Consider the following 21,877-nt stretch of genomic DNA (forward strand, 5'->3'; position numbering starts at 1 on the left):
TCCGCCACCGGCTAGCCGTCGTCCCGCCCGGTGGGCCTGAGCTGTGCGGCCGCCTTGATGACCAGTGGATGGAGCGGCACCGCCGACGGCAGCAACCCATTCACCACCACCAGCAGGTCCTTCCGCATGGACGGAGGCCAGAACTTCACCAGATGCTCGCGTATGCCCTCCACCGCATCGTCCTCGGGGTACACCGCAAAGAACTGCGCGATCTGGTTGGCCATGCGCACGATCTCCTCATCCTGCATGCGACTCATGCCTCCTGGTGGGACGCGGGCGCCAGACGGATCACGCGCAGGGCGTCGCCACGCCAGTTGGCGCACGCCAGCGGGAGGGCCAGCGCCGACGCCCAGTGCAGTGCCATGGTCGTGGGAGCACTCACGGTCGCGAGCAGCTGCGCATTGGTGACACTGCTCTTGTACACCAGTTCGTAGCTGCATCGACTGCTCATCACGATGAAGCCTTCATCGGCAAGCGAGCCACATGCGGCCAGGGCGCCCACCAGCTTGTCGAGCGCGTTGTGGCGCCCCACATCTTCGCGCACCAGCGTGATGCTGCCGGCCATGTCGCACCATGCCGCCGCGTGCACACTACGCGTGGTGCGGTTGAGCGGCTGGTGCGCAGGCAGCGCGTTCAGCGCGCGGGCCACGGCGCGGTCGTCGACGGCGCGCCGCGAGCGCGCGACGGCCGCGCCGCGCGCCTGCAACTGCGCCAGGGACTCCATGCCGCATACGCCGCACGCACTATTGCCGAGGACCGTACGCGCCCCCAGCCGTTCCTGACGCAGCGCCTCCGGTGTCACCGCCACGTTCACCAGCGTCTCGCCCAGCCAGGTACGCACCTCCACATGCTGGATGGACTGTGCGTTGTCGATCACTTGTTCGGTGAGCAGCAGCCCGCGCGCCAGATCGTCGAGGTCGGCCGGCGTGGCCAGCGTGATCGTGAAGGGGGTGCCATTCACCGCAATCTGCACCGGCGCTTCCACCGCCAGCATCCAGGCCGCAGAGGAGGTGTGCCCATGCGCGTCGGTGCTGGTGGCCGTCACGGCAGCGTGCCCTGCCGCGTCGGGTGGCCGTTCAGTCAACGGGGTGCACCTCGACGGCCGTGACCTTGTACTCGGGACAGTTGGTGGCCCAGTCGGAATACTCCGTGGTCACCACATTGGCGGCATTGTCGGGATGGTGGAAGGTGGTGTACACCACGCCCTCCGGCACCCGATCACTGACGCGAGCATGCAGGGTGATGCCGCCCTTGCGGCTCTGGAGCAGCACGCCATCGCCATCGCCAATACCGCGAACCTCCGCATCGTGCGGGTGAATCTCCAGCACGTCTTCCTGATGCCATACCGTGTTGGCCGTACGTCGCGTGGCGGTGCCCACGTTGTACTGCGACAGGATGCGCCCGGTGGTGAGCAACAGTGGGTACCGGCGGGTGGAGCGTTCGTCGGTGGGCACGTACTGGGTCACGAGGAAACGTCCCCGACCGCGCACGAACTGCTCCTCGTGCATGATGCGGGTACCCAGCGGTCGGTCGGCCGTGCAGGGCCACTGCACACTGCCGACTTGGTCGAGGTAGGCGAACGACACGCCGGAGAAGGTGGGCGTGAGCGCGGCGATTTCGTCCATGATGGCCGCGGCCGAATCGTAGTGCATGGGGTAACCCATGGCCGTCGACAATCGGCACACGGCCTCCCACTCGGCCAGCCCGGTACGCGGCGGCGTGACCGGTCGCACGCGGTTGATGCGACGCTCGGCGTTGGTGAACGTCCCGTCCTTCTCCAGGAAGGCCGTACCCGGCAGGAAGACGTGGGCGTACTTGGCCGTTTCGTTGAGAAAGAGGTCCTGCACGACCACGCACTCCATGGCGCTGAGCGCGGCGGTCACGTGTCTCGTATTGGGGTCCGACTGGGCGAGGTCTTCACCCTGGATGAACATGCCGCGGAACTGACCGGTAAGCGCCAGCGCCAGCATGTTGGGAATGCGCAGCCCCGGCTCCGGGTCGAGCGCCACGTGCCATGCCTGCTCGAAGAGATGCCGCGTTGCGTCGTCGGAGATGTGCCGGTACCCCGGCAGTTCGTGCGGGAACGAGCCCATGTCACAGGAGCCCTGCACGTTGTTCTGCCCGCGCAACGGGTTCACGCCGGTCCCGTCACGGCCGATCTGTCCCGCCACCATGGCCAGATTGGCGATGCCCAGCACCATGGTGCTACCCTGGCTGTGCTCCGTCACACCGAGACCATAGTAGATGGCCGCGTTGCCACCGGTAGCGTAGAGGCGGGCGGCGGCGCGGACTTCCGCTGCGGGAACGCCGGTGCACGCTGCGGTGGCTTCCGGCGATTGCTCCGGCTGGGCGATGAAGGCCTTCCACTGCTCGAACGAGCGCGCATCGCAGCGGGCGTCCACGAAGGCGCTGTCGACCAGCCCTTCGGTGACGATGACGTGAGCCATGGCGTTGATGACTGCCACGTTGGTGCCTGGCCGCAACTGCAGATGATGCGCCGCGCGGATGTGCGGTGAACGCACCAGGTCGATGCGACGCGGGTCAATGACGATGAGCTTGGCCCCCTGCCGCAGGCGACGCTTGAGCCGCGAGCCGAAGACAGGGTGGGCATCGGTGGGGTTGGCGCCGATCACCACGATCACATCGGCGTGAGCCACCGACTTGAAGTCCTGTGTGCCGGCTGCCGTGCCGAAGGTCTGCTTGAGCCCGTACCCGGTGGGCGAGTGGCACACTCGCGCACAGGTATCGATGTTGTTCGTGCCGAAGGCGGCGCGGATCATCTTCTGCACCACGTACACTTCTTCGTTGGTGCACCGTGAGCTGGAGACGCCGCCAATGGCGTCCCGCCCATACCGTCGTTGGAGCTCCGTGAACTTCCCGGCGGTGAAGGCGATGGCCTCGTCCCACGACACCTCACGCCATGCGTCGGTGATCTGCTCCCGAATCATGGGTCGCAGGATGCGGTCATGGTGCGTGGCGTAGCCCCACGCAAACCGCCCCTTCACGCACGAGTGCCCCTCATTGGCACCGCCGTCGGCCGAGGGGACCATGCGCACCACCTCGTTCCCCTTGAGCTGTGCCTCGAACGAGCAGCCCACGCCGCAGTAGGCACAGGTGGTCTTGACCGTGCGCTCCGGCTGGCCGGCGTCCACGACGGTTTTTTCGATGAGCGTGGCGGTGGGGCACGCCTGCACGCAGGCGCCACAGGAAACGCACTCGCTGGCCAGAAACCCCTCGTCGATCCCCGCCGTGACCTTCGACGCGAACCCGCGGTCGGTGATGCTGAGCGCGAACGTACCCTGAATTTCGTCGCACGCCCGTACGCACCGCGAGCACACGATGCACTTCGCCGGGTCGAAGGTGAAATAGGGATTGCTCTCGTCCTTCACGGCGGCGAGATGGTTGGCGCCGTCCATGCCATAGCGGACTTCGCGCAGCCCTACAGCTCCCGCCATGTCCTGCAGCTCGCAGTCACCGTTGGCGGCGCACGTGAGGCAGTCGAGCGGGTGATCGGAGATGTACAACTCCATCACGTTGCGCCGAATGCGGGCCACCTGCGGCGTCTGCGTGCGCACGACCATGCCCGACTCCACGGGCGTCGTGCATGATGCCGGAAGGCCGCGGCGTCCCTCCACCTGTACGATGCACAGGCGGCAGGAGCCGAACGACGTCAGGGAGTCGGTGGCGCACAGTTTGGCGATGTCCACGCCAACCGTTCGCGCGGCCTGCATGATGCTCGTCCCCGCGGGAACCGATGCCGCCATGCCATCGATGATAAGTTCGATCATTGTCCGGTCCCTCCAACAGGAGTGAGCAGATCGCCTGCGAAATGGGTCATCACGCTGCGTACGGGCAGGGGGGTGAGCCCGCCAAGGGCGCACAGCGAACCGAACTCCATGGTTTCGCAGAGCTCCTCGAGCAGCTGCCACTGCCGACGGCTCTCTTCGCGCCGCCGCAGGCGCTGAATGACCTCTACCCCGCGGGTAGAGCCGATGCGACACGGGGTGCACTTGCCGCACGACTCGTGCGCACAGAACGCCATGGCGAACTCCGCCTGCTCGGCCATGTCCACCGTGTCGTCAAAGCAGACGATGCCGCCGTGCCCCAGCATGGCGCCCACGGCCGAGAACGACTCGTAGGCGAGTGGCGTCTCCCAGAGATGCTCGGGAAGGTAGGCACCGAGCGGCCCCCCCACCTGGATGGCGCGCAGTGGTCGCCCGCTCAGCGATCCGCCGCCGAACTCGTCGAGCACGGAGCGCAGTGATCGGCCGAACGGGAGTTCCACCAGCCCGCCGCACCTGATGTTGCCGGCCAGCTGAAAGGGCATGGTACCGGTCGAGCGGTCGAGACCGAGGGCGGCGTAGCGTGCGCCGCCGGCGGCCAGCACGTCGGTCGCTGCAGCCAGGGTGAGCACGTTGTTGATGACGGTGGGACGGCCGAAGAGCCCACGCATGGCCGGCAGCGGCGGCTTGGCGCGCACGACGCCGCGCTTTCCCTCGAGGCTCTCCAGCAGGGCTGTCTCCTCGCCGCAGATGTACGCGCCCGCGCCCACACGCACCTCCACGTCGAAGCGCGGTCCGATGCCCAGCACGTGTGTTCCCAGCAGTCCGGCAGCGTAGGCGCGGGCAACAGCCTCACGCAGGACGGTGATGGCCCACGGATACTCGGACCGCAGGTAGACGTAGCCACGCTCGGCACCCACCGCGAGTCCGGCGATGATCATGCCTTCGAGGAGCTGGTACGGATCGGCCTCGATGAGCAGCCGGTCCGCGAAGGTACCGGAATCGCCCTCGTCGGCGTTGCACACGATGTACTTGGTGGTGTCGGTAGCCTGACGCACCGTGTTCCACTTGATGCCTGCCGGGAACGCAGCTCCGCCACGGCCCCGCAACCCGGAGGTGGTTATGTCGGCCACGATCTCCGCGGCGGACAGCGTGAGCGCCCGCCGGACGCCCGCCAACCCGCCGTGCTGCTCGTAGTCAGCCAGCGAGAGCGGGTCGATGACGCCAGCGCGACGGAACGTGATGCGTTGCTGCGCGGCAAACCACGGGTGTGACTCGACGGTACCCAGGCACCGGTCATGGGCCAGGTTGACCTGACCATGAACAAACAGGGTGTCCACCTCATTGGGCATCACATTGCCAAACCCCACGCGCCCCGCGGTGGTCTCGACCTCCACCAGGGGCTCCAGCCAGGCCGCTCCGCGCGATCCATTGCGCACGATCGTGAGATCGAGCCCCATGCGCTCGCCGTACACGGCGATGGCGTGTGCCACGTCATCGGCGCCCATCGAGCGGGCGGCCGTGTCGTTGGGGATGAACACACGGGTGCTCATGAGCGAGACCGGTCGATGGCGCGCAGCTCCAGCAGGGTATCGAAGCGGCTGGGCGAAACCCGGCCATGCACCGCGTCCTTCACGCGGATTGACGGGCCGAGTGCGCAATTGCCCAGGCAGTAGACCGCCTCCAGATGATGCGTGCCATCGGCCGTGCTGCTGCCGAGCGGGACGCCCAATCGCTGTTCGGCGTGAGCGGCGAGTGCACGGGCGCCCACTGCCTGACACGCCTCCGCCATACACAGCTGGACGACGGTGTCGCCCACCGGGGCCTCGCGGAAGTCACCGTAGAACGTCACCACGCCGTATACGTCGGCGCGGGACAGGTTGAATGCGTGGGCGGCAAAGCGCATCGCGGCAGGCGACACATGGCCGAGCCGTTCCTGCACGCGGTGCAGGAACGGGAGGAGTTGGTCCGCCTGGGGAGGGAGGTCGGCGATGAGTTCGTCGAGACAGGCGAGCTCGTCGGCGTCCGGCATGGGGGGGTGGGACATGCACACCGATGTGGGCGCGGAGCCGGGGTGGAGGGCTCCGCGCCGGGGGGAAGGAACCTTAGCGGTACCGATCCATGAGCTTGTCGAGGGCGCTCTTGCCAGGGCAGAGCTTCTCGAAGGGCAGGTCAACCAGCGGCGTCTGCGGTGTGCGCAGATAGTCGTGCATATCGCGGCCGTTCTCGTCCACGAAGAGCAGCCCCGTGGCGATTTCGCCGCGCGCCTGACAGGCGCGCACGTGCGCGTACGCCGACTCGCGGTTGGTGGGATCGTACTCGGCGGCCGTCGAGCGCAGTCGCACCGCGGCCCCGTCGTGCATCACGACCGTGCGCACTTCCTCGTCGGTGTCAGCCACGGTGATCTCGCGCTGCAGCGGGACGAAGTCGGCATGCACCGCTTCCACCTCGTGCTCACGGGTGAACGCATAGCTCTTGGTGGAGCCCTCATGGTCGTTGAAGCTCACGCACGGTGAGATCACGTCGATGATCGCAAACCCCTTGTGGGCCAGCCCCGCCTTGATGATGGGCACCAGCTGCTTCTTGTCCCCCGAGAACGACCGCGCCACGAACGTGGCGCCCAGCGTGAGCGCCAGGAGCACCGGGTCGATGGGCGACTGCTCGTTGGCTTCGCCCTTCTTGCTCTTCGACCCCACGTCGGCGGAGGCGGAGAACTGCCCCTTGGTGAGTCCGTACACGCCGTTGTTCTCCAGCATGTACAGCATGTTCACGTTGCGCCGGATGGCGTGGGACAGCTGGCCGAGGCCGATGGACAGGGAGTCCCCGTCGCCGGAAACGCCGATGTAGGTGAGCCCGCGGTTGGCCGCGGAGGCTCCCGACGTGACCGACGGCATGCGACCGTGCACGGAGTTGAAGCCGTGCGACTGCTTCATGAAGTACGCGGTGGTCTTCGATGAGCAGCCGATGCCGCTCATCTTGCCCACGCGGTGCGGTTCGAGGTTGAGCTCCCACCCCGCCTGCACGATGGCCGCCGTGACGGAGTCGTGGCCGCACCCCGCGCACAGGGTGGACATGGCGCCTTCGTAGTCACGGATGGTGAGGCCGAGGTCGTTGGTGCGCGAGCTCGGGTGTCGAACCGGTGGCTTGGCAATGGAGGTCATGCAGTCACCTTGGCCGGGCTGGAGACGTGAGCCTGCACGGCGTCCACCACGACCTTGGCCGTGAGGGGCATGCCGCCGTAATCGAGAATGGAGTGCATGGCATCGCGAGGAATGCCGAGTTCGATGGCGAGCAGCGAGCGCAGCTGTGCGTCGCGGTTCTGCTCGATCACGAAATTCCGCTCGTGGCGATCGAAGAAGTCCTTCACCTCGGCGCCGAACGGGAACGCGCGGATGCGCATGATATCCACGATGATCCCTTGCGCGCGCAGCCTGTCGGCCGCCTCACGTACGGCGGCGTCGCAGCCGCCAATGGTGACCAGTCCGATCTCTGCCCCCTCCTGCAGCGTGTACACCGGCTTGGGCATTACCGTGGCCGCGTACGCGAACTTGCGCTTGAGGCGGTCTACCAGTTCCTGGTAGGCGTCGGAATCCTCGGTGTAGGCTGCATGCTTGTCATGGCCGGAGCCGCGCACGAAGTAAGCCCCCTTGCCCCCCACGCCGGGGAGCGTGCGCGCCGCAATGCCGTCGCCGTCCACGTCGAGGTAGCGGGAGAACTTCTGGACCTTCTCCAGCGCCGCTGCATCCAGCACCTTGCCGCGATCCGGGCGGTAGTGCTCGTCCCAGGTGAACCGCTTCACCATCCAGTCGTTCATGCCGATGTCGAGGTCGGTGGCCACGAAGACGGGTGTCTGGAAGCGCTCCGCGATGTCGAAGCTCTGCACCGACAGCTCGAACGCCTCGCCGGGGTTGGCGGGAAACAGAATGAGGTGCTTGGTATCGCCGTGCGACGCGTACGCGAGCGACATGAGGTCGGCCTGCTGCGTGCGCGTGGGCATGCCGGTGGCCGGCCCGCACCGCTGGATGTCGAAGAAGACGGCCGGAATGTCGGTGTAGTACGCCAGTCCGATGAACTCCTGCATGAGCGAAATGCCCGGCCCCGACGTGTTCGTGAAGGCCCGCGCACCTGCCCAGCCGGCGCCAATGATGATGCCGGCGGCCGACAGCTCGTCTTCGGCCTGCAGAATGGCGTAGTTGTGCGCGCCGGTTTCCGGATCCACCCGGAACTTCTCACAGAACGCCTTGAACTGCTCCATGAGCGCGGTCGCCGGCGTGATGGGGTACCACGCGCCCACCGTGGCACCGGCGTAGACGGCGCCCAGCGCGCATGCGGTGTTGCCGTCGATGAGGATGGAGTCGCCCGTGGCGTCCATCTTCTCCAGATGAAACGGGAGCGGACAGGCGAAGTTGGCCTTCGCGTAGTCGTAGCCCAGGCGGATGGCCTTGTGGTTGCTGTCGAGCAGCTTGGGCTTCTTGCCGTACTTCTCCGCCAGCATGCCGCTCACGACGTCCATGTCAATGTTGAGCAGGGCGGCGAGCGAGCCGGCGTAGACGATGTTGCGCAGCAGGGTGCGGTCGCGATCCCCCTGGAAGTTCTCCACGCACATCTTGCCGAAGGGGATGCCGAGGATGGTAATCCCCTCGCGCACCAGGTCGGGTTCGAGCGGCCAGGACGAGTCGTACACCAGGTAGCCACCTGGGCGCACCGTGGCCACATCCTTGGCATAGGTGGCCGGGTTGAGTGCTACCACCAGGTCCACCTCGCTGGGCCGTGCGGTGTAGCCGTCCTTGCTGACGCGGATCTCATACCACGTGGGCAGCCCCTGGATGTTGGACGGGAAGATGTTCTTCCCCGTGACCGGGATCCCCATGCGGAAGATGGCCTGCATGAGCAACCCGTTGGCACTGGCGGAACCGGTGCCGTTCACGGTGCCCATCTTGAACGAAAAGTCGTTGGTGCCGCTCATATGCTGGCTACTCCGGCGAGCATGCCCGCCACCGGCTTCTTGAGGTCGAATACGCGCATGTCCCAGGCCGCCGTGGGGCAGCGTTCGGCACAGAGGCCGCAATGGAGGCAGACATCCTCGTCCTTCACCATGATGCGCTTGGTTTGCGGCAGCGATTCCGAGACGTAGATGTCCTGCGAGAGGTTGAGCGCCGGCGCCGACAGTCGCTGACGCAGCTCGTCGACGGGCGTCCCGTTGGTGGTGATGGTCAGACAGTTGGTGGGGCAGATGTCCACGCAGGCGTCGCACTCGATGCACTGCGAGGCCGTGAAGTGCGTCTGGATGTCGCAGTTGAGACAGCGCCCCACCTCCGACACGATCTGTTCCGGGGTGAAGCCCAGCTCCACCTCCGTCACGAGATCCTTGAAGCGCTTCGTGAGATCCTCGTGCTGCATCTTGGCGCGCTTCGCCGTTTCGTAGTCGTTGTCGTACGCCCACGAATGCATGCCCATCTTGGCGCTCACGAGCGACATGCCGTACGGCGGCCGATCCGCCACCGGGTCGCGCCCCTGACAGGCGAGGTCCATGGAAATGGCAGCCGCGTGGCCATGCGCCACGGCCCAGATGATGTTTTCCGGGCCCCAGGCGGCGTCGCCCCCGAAGAACACCTTGGGGTGGGTGCTCTGATGCGTGGACTTGTTCACGATGGGCATCCCCTTCGCGTCGAAGTCCACGCCGATGTCACGCTCGATGAACTCGAAGGCGTTGTCCTGCCCGATGGCCAGGATGACCTGGTCGCAGGGGATGATGGTGGTGCCCACCACCGTGCTGGACTGCCTGCCGGTGGCATCCTCGGTCCACTGCAGGATCTCGAATTCCATTCCGACCAGCGTGCCGTTCTCGATCACCATGCGCTTGGGTGCGTGGTTCTCGATGATCTCCACCAGCTCTTCCTCGGCGTCCTCGAGCTCCCACGGCGAGGCCTTGAAGTGCTTGCGGCCGCGGCGCGCCACCACCTTCACGTCGGTGGCACCGAGCCGCTTGGAGGTGCGGCAGCAGTCCATGGCCGTGTTGCCCACGCCAATGATGATCACCCGCGGGCCCATCTGCTCGATGTGCTTGAAGTGCACGTTGGCCAGGAAGTCGATGCCGATGTGCACCTGCGACGGCGCCTCCCAGCGCCCGGGAATGTCGAGTTCCTTCCCCTTGGGGGCGCCCGATCCCACGAACACGGCGTCGTACCCCTCGTCCAGCAGCGCCTGCAGGCTCGTCACCGGCGTGCCGTAGCGCATGTCCGCGCCCATGTCGATGATGTAGCCGCACTCCTCATCGAGCACGTTCGCGGGGAGCCGGAACGACGGGATGTTGATGCGCATGAGGCCGCCAGGCGTCACGTTTCTCTCGAAGATCGTGACGTCGTACCCCAGCGGCAGCAGATCGTTGGCCACCGTAAGCGACGCGGGGCCGGCCCCGATGAGCGCCACCCGCTTGCCGTTCTTCACCTCCGGTGCCTTGGGGAGGAACGGAGTGATGTCGTCGCGGTGATCGGCGGCCACGCGCTTGAGGCGGCAGATCGCCACCGGCTTCTCCTCAACCCGGCTCCGGCGACAGGCCGGTTCACACGGGCGGTCGCACACGCGTCCCAGAATGCCGGGAAACACGTTGGACTCGCGATTGAGGAGATAGCTCTCGGTGTACCGCCCCTGCGCGATGAGGCGGATGTAGCCGGGCACGTTGGTGTGGGCCGGACAGGCCCATTGGCAATCGACGACCTTGTGGTAGTACTGCGGGTCGTTGACGTTGGTCACTGCCATGTGGCGATGCTCCTGGGGAGGGATAAGCTGGCAATCGCTAGCATGGCTCAGGGACCACACAACGGCAAGCAGGGAGGCCCTGAAATTCACGCCGCCGATCGATGGACGTTCCTCCCACCGTCAGAGGGAAACGACGCCGAGGCCGTTTGATGGGATCGTGGTGGGGCTGGGCGGGCTGGGGAGCGCCGCCCAGGACCCCGTTTCCCCTCTGCGGCGCCGTGCCGTTGCCCCTGGCGCGGCCTCGGGCAGGGGCTTGACGAGCCGCTGCTCCACGTGACTGGCGGCCTCATCGTGGGGACGGCCGGTGGCGCGGCGTTCGCAGGAAGCCTCAGGCGCTGCCAGGTGCACGACCTGCCGCACGCGCTCCTCGACGCCCGGGCGCTGCCCGCGTGGGCCCCGGCCTGGCGCCTCCCGTGCGCCGTCGTGTGGCGGTTACCCCCGGGTGGCTGCCGTGAGTGCGTCGGGCGACGACCACGCCACGCGATATTCCGGGAGCCAGCGACCGTCAGCCGCGGCGCGATCGGTCCGTTCCACCTCGCGTCCACCCACCCGCTGGTAGAACCCACGGGCGGCAACGTTGTCGGCGAAGACCCACAGGTGCACACCAACGTCGGGCGTGTGCACCGCCGTCCAGCCGCCTACGGTGTGCAGCAGGCGGCGTCCGAGCCCGTGCCCCTGATGCGCGGCCTGCACGTGCAGGTTGTCGACGAGGGTGCCCCACTGCGCATCCTCGCGCGGGCGCACGAAGACGAACCCCGCCGGTACGTCCTGCACGAAGGCAATCCACCCGAGGCTGCCGTCGGCCACCGACAGCTTCGTGGTCCACACCGAGCGACGCTCGCCTTCCAGATCGCTGTCGAGATAGGCGTGCGTGAGAATTTCCCGGTAGGCACGTCGCCAACTGGCGGCGTGCAGCGCCGCCACCGTGCTGGCGTCCTCCGCCTGCATGGCGCGGATGCGCACCGCCGGTGCGTCCGCGGCCCTGTGGGTATCCGGTGTCTGCATCGGGGCTGCGTCTGTCGCTACCAGTCGGTGGGCGCGTAATCCTTGAGGAACTGCCCCCATTGATGACGGCCCGTGGCGACGCCGTCGATGATGGGGTCGACGATGCGGGCGGCACCGTCCACGATGTCGAGCGGTGGGTGAAACCGGTGGTTCTCCACCTTGCGCTGTGCGATCTCGGCCACGTCCTCGTCGGTGATCCAGCCGGTATCCACACTGTTCATGTGGATGCCGTCCTGCTGATAGTCGGCTGCCGACGTGCGGGTCATCATGTTGAGCGCCGCTTTCGCCATGTTCGTGTGCGGGTGCCGCGTCGTCTTGTTGTGGCGATAGAACTGTCCCTCCATGGCCGAGACGTTGACGATGTGCTTGTCGCGGTTGTCCGTGCGGAGCATGAGGGGCTTGAGCCGCGCGTTGAGCAGGAACGGCGCGACCGCATTCACCAGTTGCACCTCGAGCAGCTCCACGCTGGGCACCTCGTCCAGCAGCAGGCGCCACGAATTGCGCGAACGCCGGTCGATCTGCTGCAGGTCCTGGTCGAGCTGTCCCGCAGGAAAGAGCTGCGCCGACGCGTCATGATCCTCGGGGAGCAGCGGTACCTGCGACAGCGCCGCCGCCTGCGTGAGTCCCAACGCCTCGAGCGCCCCCGTTTCCGCCGGGCCGACCGCGCGCAGCGACGTCCCCTGAGACGGCGAGGAGGCACGCAGCTCCTCGTACCGCTGCAGGACGCGTCGCGCCGCGGGCGGGAGCGTATGCGCCGACGCCTGTTCGTGCTGCATCATGTGGGCGTAAAACGCCGGGGGGCGTCGAACCGTCTGACACGCGTTGTTCACGATGAAGTCGAGTCGGGCTTCCGACTGCAGCAGCTGCGCGCAGAACGTTTCCACGCTCGGCGTGTGGCGCAAGTCGAGTCCGAAGATTTCGAGGCGGTCCCGCCATACCTCGAAGTCCGGCTCCTGCGCGTAGCGCATGGCGGAATCCCGCGGGAATCGCGTGGTGACCAGCAGCCGTGCGCCGCACCGGAGCAGCTTGAGACCGGCCTGATAGCCGATCTTCACGCGGCCCCCGGTCAGCAGGGCGGTGCGCCCGCTCAGGTCCACCAGCTCCGTGCGCTTGTGATAGTTGAAATCGGCGCACGCGGTGCACATCTGGTCGTAGAAGTGATGGACCGTGACGAACTTCTGCTTGCAGATGTAGCAGTGCTGCGGCACGACGGTTTCCGGGGGCGACACCGCTGTGCCCCCGCGTGGCTCCACCGCGTCGTCGTCAGCCCCGCCCGGCGCGATCGAGGAGGTGCCGGCGCCGGCCTCGCCCAGCAGATACACGTTGGGTGTCGTGAACACCGGTCGCCGACGCAACACGCGGATGCCCGTGTCCTGCAGTCGTTCTTCGTCACGCCGCGCCGCGGCGAGCTTCCGCTCGCGCGCGGTCGCCTTCACCATCGATCGTCGGGCACGGGCATCGGGCTGGAAGACGTTGGCCACGGCCTCGTCGAAGCGGCGTCGGTCCTCCTGCGCGGCGAGCAGCAGCAGGCTGCGATCGGCCACCACCTGCTCCAGCAGCAGGGTGGCCTTTCGCAAGTCATCAAGGAACTGCTGGGCAACATCGGGAGCGTGTGGGGCGCGTGCCTGGGTCATGCGTCAAGCATAGTCACGGCAGGGTCGGCGCGCTCTTGAGGTGCTTGGCGTACCACGCCAGCAGCCGCTCATGGAAGTCGGTCCAGTCGTCCAGCGACGACAGCGGGGTGCCGTGCCCCCCCTGGCTGTAGGTGACCCAGGTGACCGGCTTGTTGAGGCGGCGAAGCGCGTAGTACATCTCGCGCGTGTTGAGCGCCGGCACGTTGGCGTCGAGCTCACCGGTCATCAGCAGCAGGGGCGTCGTGATGCGGTCGGCAAACATCACCGCCGAATGCGCCACGTACTTCTGCGGCTGCTGCCAGAGCGTGGCGCCGAGGCGGTCCTGGCTCTTCTCCGCCGCGTGCACGTTGCGCACGCCAAGGCGGGGCGAATCGGTGTAGAAGCTGATCATGTCCACCTTGCCGCTGATGTTCACGGCCGCCTTGAACCGATTGGTTTGCGTGATCAGCAGGTTGGTGGCGTAGCCACCGTAGCTGGTGCCGTGCACGCCCAGCCGGGTGCTGTCGGCCACGCCCATCTCGATGAGCTTGTTGGCGGCGGCGGTCACCCCCTTGACCCAGGCTTCGCCGGGGTAGCCAATGTCGAAGCGCACCGACGGCTTCACCACCACGTAGCCGTGCGCATTGAGCAGATTCGCCATGGCGTCCCAGGTATCGGCGAAGAAGTCCTCGTAGATGATGAAAATGGTGGGATACGGGCGCCCCGTGGTGAAGCCGGCGGGGTAGTGCACCACCCCGTATTCGGTGCGGCCATCGGCGTCGAGATAGCTGAGCAGCTCCGTACGTCCCAGGGCGCGCGCAGCGAGGGTGGGGTTGGCGTCGGTCAGGCGGGTGAGCGCCGTGTACGGCGCGTGCAGCGCCCACAGGTCGAACGGCCGGTTGCCGTCACCACCGCTCACGATGGCGGTACTGCCATCGGCCGACATGGTGAACGGTGCGAGATTGCGTGAGTCGGCCAGGAGCGTGTCCGCCTGCAGGGTGGCGCGATCCACGCGCACGATGGCGCGTTGCCACGCCGTTTTCGATTGCAGGGCGAAGAGCAGCTGCTGGCCATTGGCCACGGCACCAATGAACTGCGCCCGTGGCAGCGAGGGGAGGGAATCGACGGCGCGCAGCACCAGACGACGCGCGCGCGTGACCGGGTCCAGCAGCCAGAGTCCTTCCACGTTGCTGGCAAGCAGCGCCGGCGCGTCCCCTTCGATCCAGCTCACGGGAGTGAAGCGTTCGCGCTGCCGACGGGCCCGCGCGTCGGCGGTGGTATCGCCGCGGGCCGTCGTGTCGCCGGCCAGTCGCGTGCGCGCACTGTCGCCCACCGTGCCCACCCACAGCTGGTCGTCGCGGGTGTAGGCGTGCCGGCGGCCGTCGCGCGCCCACACCAGCCGGATGTTGCGGAGCGCCGGAAAGATCACGGTTTCCGCGCCCCCGGCCACGTCCCGCGCCATGAGCCGCAGGTCGGTCCCGCCGATTACGTCGTAGTCGGTCCTGCGCGTGATGTCATCGGCGTACACGATCGTGCGGCCGTCGCGGGTCACCGCCCACTGCGGGCGCATCGCCTCGGCCAGCACGTCGGTGGAGCTGCCCGTACGGCGGTCGATTGCCACCACCGATTCCATGCTGCCGAGGCGCTGCAGCCCGTTCCAGGCAAGGAAGGGCTCCTCACTCGATTGCACGATGCGCGGGCCCGTGGTGAGGCGCGCGAACTCTGCTTTGGCGGTGCCCCGCCACGCCGTGCTGCGCAGGGAGAGATACAGCCGGCGCCCGTCGCTGCTCCATTGCAGGCGGCTGCGCTCGAAGGCATAGCGATTGGCCGGAAGCCGCAGCGCCGTTTGCCGGCGCGTGGCCCGGTCGATGAGCAGCACCTCGAATCGGTCGTCGGCCGCCGGGTCGCTGGCATGCACCAGCACCGCCAGGGTGCTGCCATCGGGGGTCCAGGCGCTGCCGGCGATGACGCGCGGGGTGGGGAAGAGGGGCGATCGCTCCCCGGTGCGGGTATCCACGATGAACGATTCGCGCCGCGCGGGCGCAACGTAGGTGGGATCGCCGAAGCTGCGGTTGTAGTCGATCCCGAGACTGGTGCGCGGTCGGGTCATGGTGGCCACCAGCCAGCGCCCATCCTCGGACAGGGCCCCGGCCGACGTGGCGCGCACGTCGAGCAGGTCGGTGAGCGCGAGGGGGGCGGGTTGGGCGACGAGGGGGGCAGCGAGCGCGGAAACGCCGGACACGCCAGCACTCAACGCGAGGGCCCACGAAGTGAGTCTTTGGATGGGGAGCATGGTGGCGATCCTACGGTGCGGCGTCTGGCCCCGCAACGACCGGACGTCACCTGGCACGCTGGCCGTGCGCAGGGCATACCGTTCTCACGCCGCGTGTGCGGGCGCGGGACGGTGGGCCGAGCCCTCGTGACCCGCGCCCGGCCGCACAGCGGCAAGCGGCGGCGGGCAGCAAACCGTCAGCGAACCGTCGTCACGGTGACGCCACCGTGGCTGCCACGCCTACCAGCGCGCCGGCGATGAGGGTCACCGGTGCCGGGTTCTCGTTCGCGATCAACACCACCGTAAATCGCCGCGTCGTGTCGAACGCGGCCACCGACGAAAAGCCGCGGATCTCCCCGGTGTGCGACCACACGGGGCGTCCGACGAGCTGCCGACGCACGATGCCCAACCCGTACCCCTCGGGTCCCGCCGTGGTCATCATGGCGGCGAGCGACGCAGGGCCCACCAGCCGACCGGTCAGCAGGCTCTGCCACCAGCGCGCCAGTGCCTCCGGTGTGGAGAAGTACGCGCCGGCCGCCCACGCGGCGCTATACGTGGACACCCGGGTGGCCATCACGTTGTTCACTCCGCCTGTCCAGCCACCCGGCAGTGGGCCCGTGGGTGTTTCGTACTGATCGAGGAACGGGGCGGTCACCCCGATCGGTGCCAGCAGGGCTTCGCGCACGAGCTGGTGCAACGGGCGACCGCCAACGGCTTCGGCCACCAGTCCCGCCAGCTGGTAGTTGGTGTTGGCGTAGCTCCACCCCGCTCCCCGCTGGAAGAGCGGCGGGCGCAGCAGCCCGAGCAGCCGTTGCGGGGTCCAGCGCGCGTTTACGTCGGCGAGGATGGAATCGCGGTAGCCGGGTGCATCGGTGACGTCGAAGACGCCGCTGGTGTGATTGAGCAGCTGACGCACGGTAATGGCGGGGTCCACGTGCCGGATGGGCGGGAGCCAGCGGCCAATGGAATCGTCCAGCGACAGGCGTCCCTGTTCGGCGAGACGGACCAGCAGGGTGGCCGTAATGCTCTTGGTGATGCTGCCAATGCCGAGCCGCATGGCGGTATCCATGGGCACACCGGGGACGGAGAAACCGGCCACGCCCCGCCAGATGCGCCCGTCGGCGAGGACCACGGCCGCCGACGCCCCGCGCAAGGGGACGGCCCGCACGGCACTGTCGAGTGTGCGTTGCAGCTGGGCCATCCAGATGGCGTCACCGGTGCCGGCCGGAGGGGTAGGCACCGACGGTGCCGCCGCCGCCGCCGTCGGCGCTGCCTCGGAACACGCAATGGGCCCGAGGCCGGCGGCCACCAGCAGCGCGCCCATTACCAGGGGAAAGGAACGAGCAGGCATGGGGCCGGACTCCGAAGCAGGAAGGGAATGGCGACGCGCTGCGACACCGTGCGCGCTGCCGTACCCTGAGACAGACGTGCCAGGGACAAGCGCGTTAACTGGAGCGGGCACTGTCGTTCACCCGCCGTTCACCCTTGGCGCGATGCGTTACGGCCCCGGCTTGCCGGAGCCGACATGGGCCCTGTCCCGTATCGCGACGGCACGTTGGGGCAACGTCGCCACGCACGGGACCGCGCGCCACCGCGCGCTCCGGCGGTCTTCCCTTTCACGTGCCCCTGCCCGCGGGACCCCTGGGCAACCGCTGACGCAAGGCCAGGACGCGGCGACCGGCAGCCCTCCTCGCTACCTGCATGCCCGGGACATCTGGGCGGTCCCTGATGGACGCGCCACGGGTCGCACCGCTAAGCCGGTGCCGGCACCCCGATGCCCCCGCGTGGCCCCCGCTCGAGGAACGCCTGAATGCGCTCCCACTGGTGGTGGACATCCTCCTCGCCCAGCTCGATCAGGCGTCGCAAGTAGTCCTGCTGGAACATGACGAGCGACAGGATGTCGGGGCTGGCGGTCTTGCGGGTGCCCAGCCCGCGGGTGAGGAAGCGGAACACCCGCGGCAGGCGCGGTTCGTAATCACCGGCGAGGCGCCCGAGGTCGCGTGATGGGCGCAGGACCAGCATGTCCACCACCCGCAGCCCGTGACGATGCTCGGGGGGCAGTCGTTCGACGAGCCGGTTGGTGCGCTGCAGCCGCAGGACGTCCTGATCGATGAGGTCGAGAAACACCGCGTTGTACAGCACGCCCAGCACCTGCGCCGGCGGCGGATAGCCGGACACCTGCGGCTGGGCCGCCTCGGTGCCGCTGCGATCGTAGCGTGTGGCAATGGTGATGATGCGCGAGGCGCCGAGGTGCAGCGCCGGCGAGAGCGGGGACGTGAGGCGAATGCCGCCGTCGCCGAACCACTCGTTCCCCACGCGCGTGGCCGGGAAGAGCAGCGGCAGCGCCGTGGAGGCGAGCACATGATCGACCTGCAGGTGTGTCTGCTCACTGCGCCGCTGCGGGCGTTCCCAGAGGGCGATGTCGCGCCCCTGCACCCAGGTCACGCTCTGTGACGTCGTGTAGCTGGTGCCGCAGAGCGCGAGGGCCCGCAGCCGCCCGCGGTCGAGGTTGTGCGCAATGCCGGGCAGCGTACCATCCGGGTTGCGTTCCAGGACCCGCTCGAGGAATTCGCGCAGCGGGGCGGTGTCGACCATCCCCTGAAATTGCTCGGGGTGCCCCTGCCCGCCGGCGACCAGCCGGAAACCGCTGCGCATCACGTTGGCGGCGAGCGACGACGCATCCACGCGAAACACCTGATCGGGGGTGAGCGACAACCAGTGCTGCACCAGCGCGTCCATCGCCTCGGCGAACGTGCCGCGGTGGGCCGCCAGATGGGTGGCATTCACCGCCCCGGCCGACACCCCAACGAGGATGGGCACCTGGAGCGTCGGGTAGCGGGCCGCGATGGCATGGAGGACCCCCACCTGGTACGCGCCGCGCGCGCCGCCCCCGCCGAGGACCATGCCGAGATCAGATGTGACAGGCGCCGGAGGAAGCATAGGGGCGGGGAGGGAGTGGTTGGGCACACGGCGTTGTCCGCGCAACGCGGTAACATAACTGCGCCGTGTTGGCCCGTGACACGCAACCTCGCTCGGCGTGCGGAACACGACCGGAACTGCCCCGGCGTTGATGGAGGCTCCCAGCGTGGTGAGACGTGAGCGCATGATCAACGCCGCCCGGACGGGTTGGAAGCCACGCAAGCCATGTTCGCCGGACATTCAGGAGCGGGCTGTTCGGATCGCGCCGAAGATGCGGGCGGTGGCACCGCTGCCGCCTACCCCCGCACGCACCGCACGAAGTTGGTGATGCGCACCTCGTCGCCCTGCGGCCCGAAGCCCCGCGGGAATTGCGCCGGATTCCCGCGCTTGAAGTCGGCGCGCTGCGCACCGGCGCCATGCACGTCGATCAGTTGGACGAGCCCCGAGCCGGGGGGCATCTCCATCCAGCCGAGGGCGCGCCCGAATGCGAAGTAGACGGCCTTGCCATACCGGTCGTCGGACGGCCCATCGGCGATCGTGGTCCCGCTCCAGTAGTACGACTCCATCGAGCTGGCGCGCAGCGGCGGTGCGAGGGCGGCCGTGCCGGTGACGGTCGGCGCTCGGGTGTAATCCACGATGGTGTGCAACTCCTTCGCGTTCGGCAGGCGCCATCCGGTCTGCCCCCCCACGTCCAGCGCGGCGCAGTACGCCAGGGCGTCCCGCCAATTCCGTGGTGTCCCGTCATCGACTTGCTGCCAGGTCAAGCCCGTGGTGGCATCCCGCACCGTACCGTTGCCCTGATCGATATAGCGGTTCTCGCCGTAGGCGGGTCCGCGCACATAGCGGACGCGCATCAACTGCGGAACGCGACCGTTGCTTCCGGGCTCGAAGCGCGGATACCCCTTGATGCGCCCGTCCGCGAAGTTGACGCCGAACACCGTGGCGTCGTTGTTCATGGTGGTGGCCACGTAGGCGGTGGCGGACCACAGCTGAACGTCGAAGAACCGCTCCCCGGTGGCGTAGGCGAACGCGAAGCGCGTGGTGTCGAGAAACGGCACTGACGTCGCGGCGACCGTGGAGAAGTAGCCGCGACCGAAATCGATGAGCGTATACAGCTCCTTGATGGTGGGCACGCGCCAATCGGTCTGGCCGGCGGTCCGCAGCGCCGCGGCGCGCATCCTGGCCTCGTCCCAGCTGAGTGGGCCGGACACCGCCCGGGTCCAGATGAGGCCAGTGACGAGATCCGTGACCGTGCTGTCGGCGTTCGCTTGCAGCGAGAGCGCCCGCCTATCGGCGTTGCCGTCCTGCCCGAAGAACGGTTGGCCAGCAGACGGGCAGGGGATTGGCGACACCTCGTTGAAGCAGGCGAGCTGGCCGGTGCCTGGTACCTTCCGTGCCGCCGCGGCCGGGGGCTCGGTGGGAACCGTTCGTCCGGAGCCAACGCAGGCCAACAGACCCATCATCGTGAACGCGGCGATCGGGGCATGGCTACGGAACATGGGAGTTCTCCGTTGACGGGACAAACAAGGGGCCGTGGCCGCCCAGCTCATGGCGAGTGGCGACCAGCATCGCCTGCAACGCCTTGCGGTCGCCGCGCGGTACGCTGGCCTGCAATTCACGCTCCACCCTGCGCCGACCCGGCGGGTGTCGCAGGGTCGGGGCTAGCGGGCGGTCGACGTGAGCGTGACCGCGACGCGCTGCAGGTAGATGCGGCTCAGGGATTCGAAGCCCGAGTCCATGCCCACCAGCAGCCAGGCCGTGCCCTGCTGGTCCGCGGTCACGGTGACGGAGGACGCGTTCGGCGAGGCGAGCTGCTTGGTCTCCCACCGCCGGGGTCCGCAGTTCGGTACTGTATTGCCGATCGTTCCCAGAGGGCCGCCCTGCGGCCCCCCGGCCGACTGGTTCCCTCGCTGCAGGTTCACCCGGTATTCGCGGCCGTCGAAGACGGTGCGTGGCTCCCCCGTCGCGGCGCCGACAATGAGCCAGACGCTCTCCCCGGGCGAGCCCCCAACGCCCGCGCAGCCCGTGGGCACGTCGGTGGCGAAGGCCACGGTGGCCGTGACCCGATACGTTGCCCCCGGGGCGAGGTCCGACACCCGCGTCGTGGCATAGAGGAAGAGATCATCACTGCGGTTGGTGCCGCTGAGCAACAGGCCGCTCCCCGTCAACGGCGCCGGGAGCGGCCGCGCCTCGCCAATCACATCGGTCGGGGCCGTGGCCGGCGCGTAGTCTGCCTGCCCAATGGTCCAGCCGGCGATGCCTTGCCCGAAGTCGAATGTCCGTGTGGTGATGCCCGGGACCGATACGGGGGCATCAGCTCGGCAGCTGGCAAGCGCGAGCACGGCCGTGAGCGAAACAGCGGAGCGCCATGTCATGGGTGCGGGTCCCGTGGTGTCATCGATGCACCTCTAACTTAACGTTTCCAATTTCCTTCGCGTCCGACAGTCGAGTATGATCGCGTCGAACACGAACGAGTGAGATCATGAGCGAATGTGGATGGCGCAGCCGGCGGCGCACGCACCTGTGGACTGTCCTGCTGGCGGCATGTGGTGGCACCGTGTCCCCGGGGCTGACGGAGCCTCCGACCGGACCCACGGGACCGACTGGCCCTACGCCACCGACGCGTGCCGTCGCGTGCGGGGGGGTGGGGGGCCCGATCCGCTCCGCGGCGGTGACGGTCACCGAACGCGGCACCGGGGCTTCACTCCCGGCGCGGGCGTTTGCGCCGGCCCCGGCGCTGCTGACCGGGCCCTGTCCGATCGTGTCCCTGCTGCCGGGCGGCGGCGCCGATATCACGAGCGTGAGCTGGGCCGCCGAGCGGCTGGCGGCAAGCGGGTACGTGGTCGTGGTGACGCTGCCGTCGTCGGGCGCCAGCACGGCGGCCTACCACTCGGCGGCCGTCAGCGGCATCGACTTCCTCCTATCCACGGCCAATCCGTATCGCGCAGACAGCGACACGGGCCGAGTCGGCGTCGCGGGCTGGTCGCTCGGCGCGCGAAGCCTGACGCGCACGCAGGAGGAGGACGCGCGGGTCGACGCGCTGGTGGCGTGGGACAACCTGGCCGTTCGTGAGTCGGGGGACGAGGGGTCGCCAGCGTGCACGTTCACCGGCACGGCGGTCCGCACGCCGCGGGTACCGGCGCTGGGGCAGGCGTCGGAGACGTGTCCCGGCGAGGCGCCCGACGTCAAACTGCGGGCCTTCGAGCACTGGCGCGCCGCCGGTGTGGCCACGATGCAGGTGGTCTTCCGGGACGCGACGCACTTCTGGTGGGGCGGCCCCGGCACCGAGACGCAGCGCGCGCTCAGCCACGCGTACACGCGCGCGTGGTTCGATCGGTGGCTCAAGGGCGATTCGACGATGACGGCGGCGTTGCTGGGCCCCACGGTGCCCTTCATGGGCACCTCAGCGGCGAGCGTTCTCAGCCCGCGCTTCCGGTCGGCGGCGGCGTTCGACGGACGGCGGTGTACCGACGTGCGCCTCGGTTGCTGAGTGGCGGGTTCGCGGCGACTTCGGGTGGCGCCGGGCC

At 68.2% G+C, this 21,877-nt stretch carries 16 protein-coding genes; 1 reads left to right on the forward strand and 15 read right to left on the reverse strand.

The genetic code is table 11. The features are described from left to right. Nucleotides 1–11: 11 nt before the first annotated feature. The 15 genes from O9271_RS01860 to O9271_RS01930 form a co-directional block, all read right to left on the reverse strand. A complete protein-coding gene (locus tag O9271_RS01860; protein ID WP_298265640.1) occupies nt 12–257 on the reverse strand; it encodes a formate dehydrogenase subunit delta in 246 nt (81 codons plus the stop codon). Further along, a complete protein-coding gene (locus O9271_RS01865) occupies nt 254–1,045 on the reverse strand; it encodes a formate dehydrogenase accessory sulfurtransferase FdhD (RefSeq protein WP_298265641.1) in 792 nt (263 codons plus the stop codon). The genes O9271_RS01860 and O9271_RS01865 overlap by 4 nt, the downstream gene beginning before the upstream one ends. A gap of 31 nt (nt 1,046–1,076) precedes the next feature. Continuing rightward, the gene (gene fdhF, locus O9271_RS01870) at nt 1,077–3,788 is read right to left on the reverse strand and encodes a formate dehydrogenase subunit alpha (protein ID WP_298265642.1); all 2,712 of its coding nucleotides are present in this window, start codon (nt 3,786–3,788) and stop codon (nt 1,077–1,079) included. After that, nucleotides 3,785–5,335 (reverse strand): formate dehydrogenase beta subunit, encoded by a 1,551-nt coding sequence (locus tag O9271_RS01875; protein ID WP_298265643.1) that lies wholly within the window; start codon nt 5,333–5,335, stop codon nt 3,785–3,787. Before O9271_RS01875 ends, fdhF begins: the two co-directional genes overlap by 4 nt. Further along, on the reverse strand, nt 5,332–5,829 hold the full coding sequence (locus O9271_RS01880) for an NAD(P)H-dependent oxidoreductase subunit E (RefSeq protein WP_298265645.1): 498 nt from the start codon (nt 5,827–5,829) through the stop codon (nt 5,332–5,334). Before O9271_RS01880 ends, O9271_RS01875 begins: the two co-directional genes overlap by 4 nt. A 58-nt stretch (nt 5,830–5,887) precedes the next feature. Further along, nucleotides 5,888–6,943 (reverse strand): 2-oxoacid:ferredoxin oxidoreductase subunit beta, encoded by a 1,056-nt coding sequence (locus O9271_RS01885; RefSeq protein WP_298265647.1) that lies wholly within the window; start codon nt 6,941–6,943, stop codon nt 5,888–5,890. Next, nucleotides 6,940–8,748, reverse strand: coding sequence for a 2-oxoacid:acceptor oxidoreductase subunit alpha (locus tag O9271_RS01890; RefSeq protein WP_298265649.1), 1,809 nt, complete (start codon nt 8,746–8,748; stop codon nt 6,940–6,942). Before O9271_RS01890 ends, O9271_RS01885 begins: the two co-directional genes overlap by 4 nt. Further along, a complete protein-coding gene (locus tag O9271_RS01895; RefSeq protein WP_298265651.1) occupies nt 8,745–10,541 on the reverse strand; it encodes an FAD-dependent oxidoreductase in 1,797 nt (598 codons plus the stop codon). The genes O9271_RS01890 and O9271_RS01895 overlap by 4 nt, the downstream gene beginning before the upstream one ends. Nucleotides 10,542–10,973: 432 nt before the next feature. Next, complete coding sequence (locus O9271_RS01900; RefSeq protein WP_298265653.1) at nt 10,974–11,504, reverse strand: GNAT family N-acetyltransferase; 531 nt, start codon at nt 11,502–11,504, stop codon at nt 10,974–10,976. A 59-nt stretch (nt 11,505–11,563) separates the two neighbouring features. Continuing rightward, the gene (locus tag O9271_RS01905) at nt 11,564–13,180 is read right to left on the reverse strand and encodes an SDR family oxidoreductase (protein ID WP_298265655.1); all 1,617 of its coding nucleotides are present in this window, start codon (nt 13,178–13,180) and stop codon (nt 11,564–11,566) included. A gap of 13 nt (nt 13,181–13,193) precedes the next feature. Further along, nucleotides 13,194–15,401: a prolyl oligopeptidase family serine peptidase gene (locus tag O9271_RS01910; RefSeq protein WP_298265656.1), complete on the reverse strand. Its 2,208-nt coding sequence runs from the start codon at nt 15,399–15,401 to the stop codon at nt 13,194–13,196. Nucleotides 15,402–15,642: 241 nt separating this feature from the next. Then, nucleotides 15,643–16,782 (reverse strand): serine hydrolase domain-containing protein, encoded by a 1,140-nt coding sequence (locus tag O9271_RS01915; protein ID WP_298265657.1) that lies wholly within the window; start codon nt 16,780–16,782, stop codon nt 15,643–15,645. 401 nt (nt 16,783–17,183) lie between these two features. Further along, the gene (locus O9271_RS01920) at nt 17,184–18,335 is read right to left on the reverse strand and encodes a patatin-like phospholipase family protein (RefSeq protein ID WP_298265659.1); all 1,152 of its coding nucleotides are present in this window, start codon (nt 18,333–18,335) and stop codon (nt 17,184–17,186) included. Between the two features lie 311 nt (nt 18,336–18,646). Further along, nucleotides 18,647–19,849: a DUF1566 domain-containing protein gene (locus O9271_RS01925; protein WP_298265661.1), complete on the reverse strand. Its 1,203-nt coding sequence runs from the start codon at nt 19,847–19,849 to the stop codon at nt 18,647–18,649. A gap of 162 nt (nt 19,850–20,011) precedes the next feature. Further along, nucleotides 20,012–20,725 (reverse strand): hypothetical protein, encoded by a 714-nt coding sequence (locus O9271_RS01930; RefSeq protein WP_298265663.1) that lies wholly within the window; start codon nt 20,723–20,725, stop codon nt 20,012–20,014. Between the two features lie 296 nt (nt 20,726–21,021). On the opposite strand from O9271_RS01930, the gene O9271_RS01935 reads away from it, so the two are divergent. Beyond that, nucleotides 21,022–21,840, forward strand: a complete 819-nt coding sequence (locus tag O9271_RS01935; protein WP_298265665.1) for a hypothetical protein — start codon at nt 21,022–21,024, stop codon at nt 21,838–21,840. Nucleotides 21,841–21,877: the final 37 nt, after the last annotated feature.

The sequence above is a fragment of the Gemmatimonas sp. genome, from assembly GCF_027531815.1.
Classification (GTDB): domain Bacteria; phylum Gemmatimonadota; class Gemmatimonadetes; order Gemmatimonadales; family Gemmatimonadaceae; genus Gemmatimonas.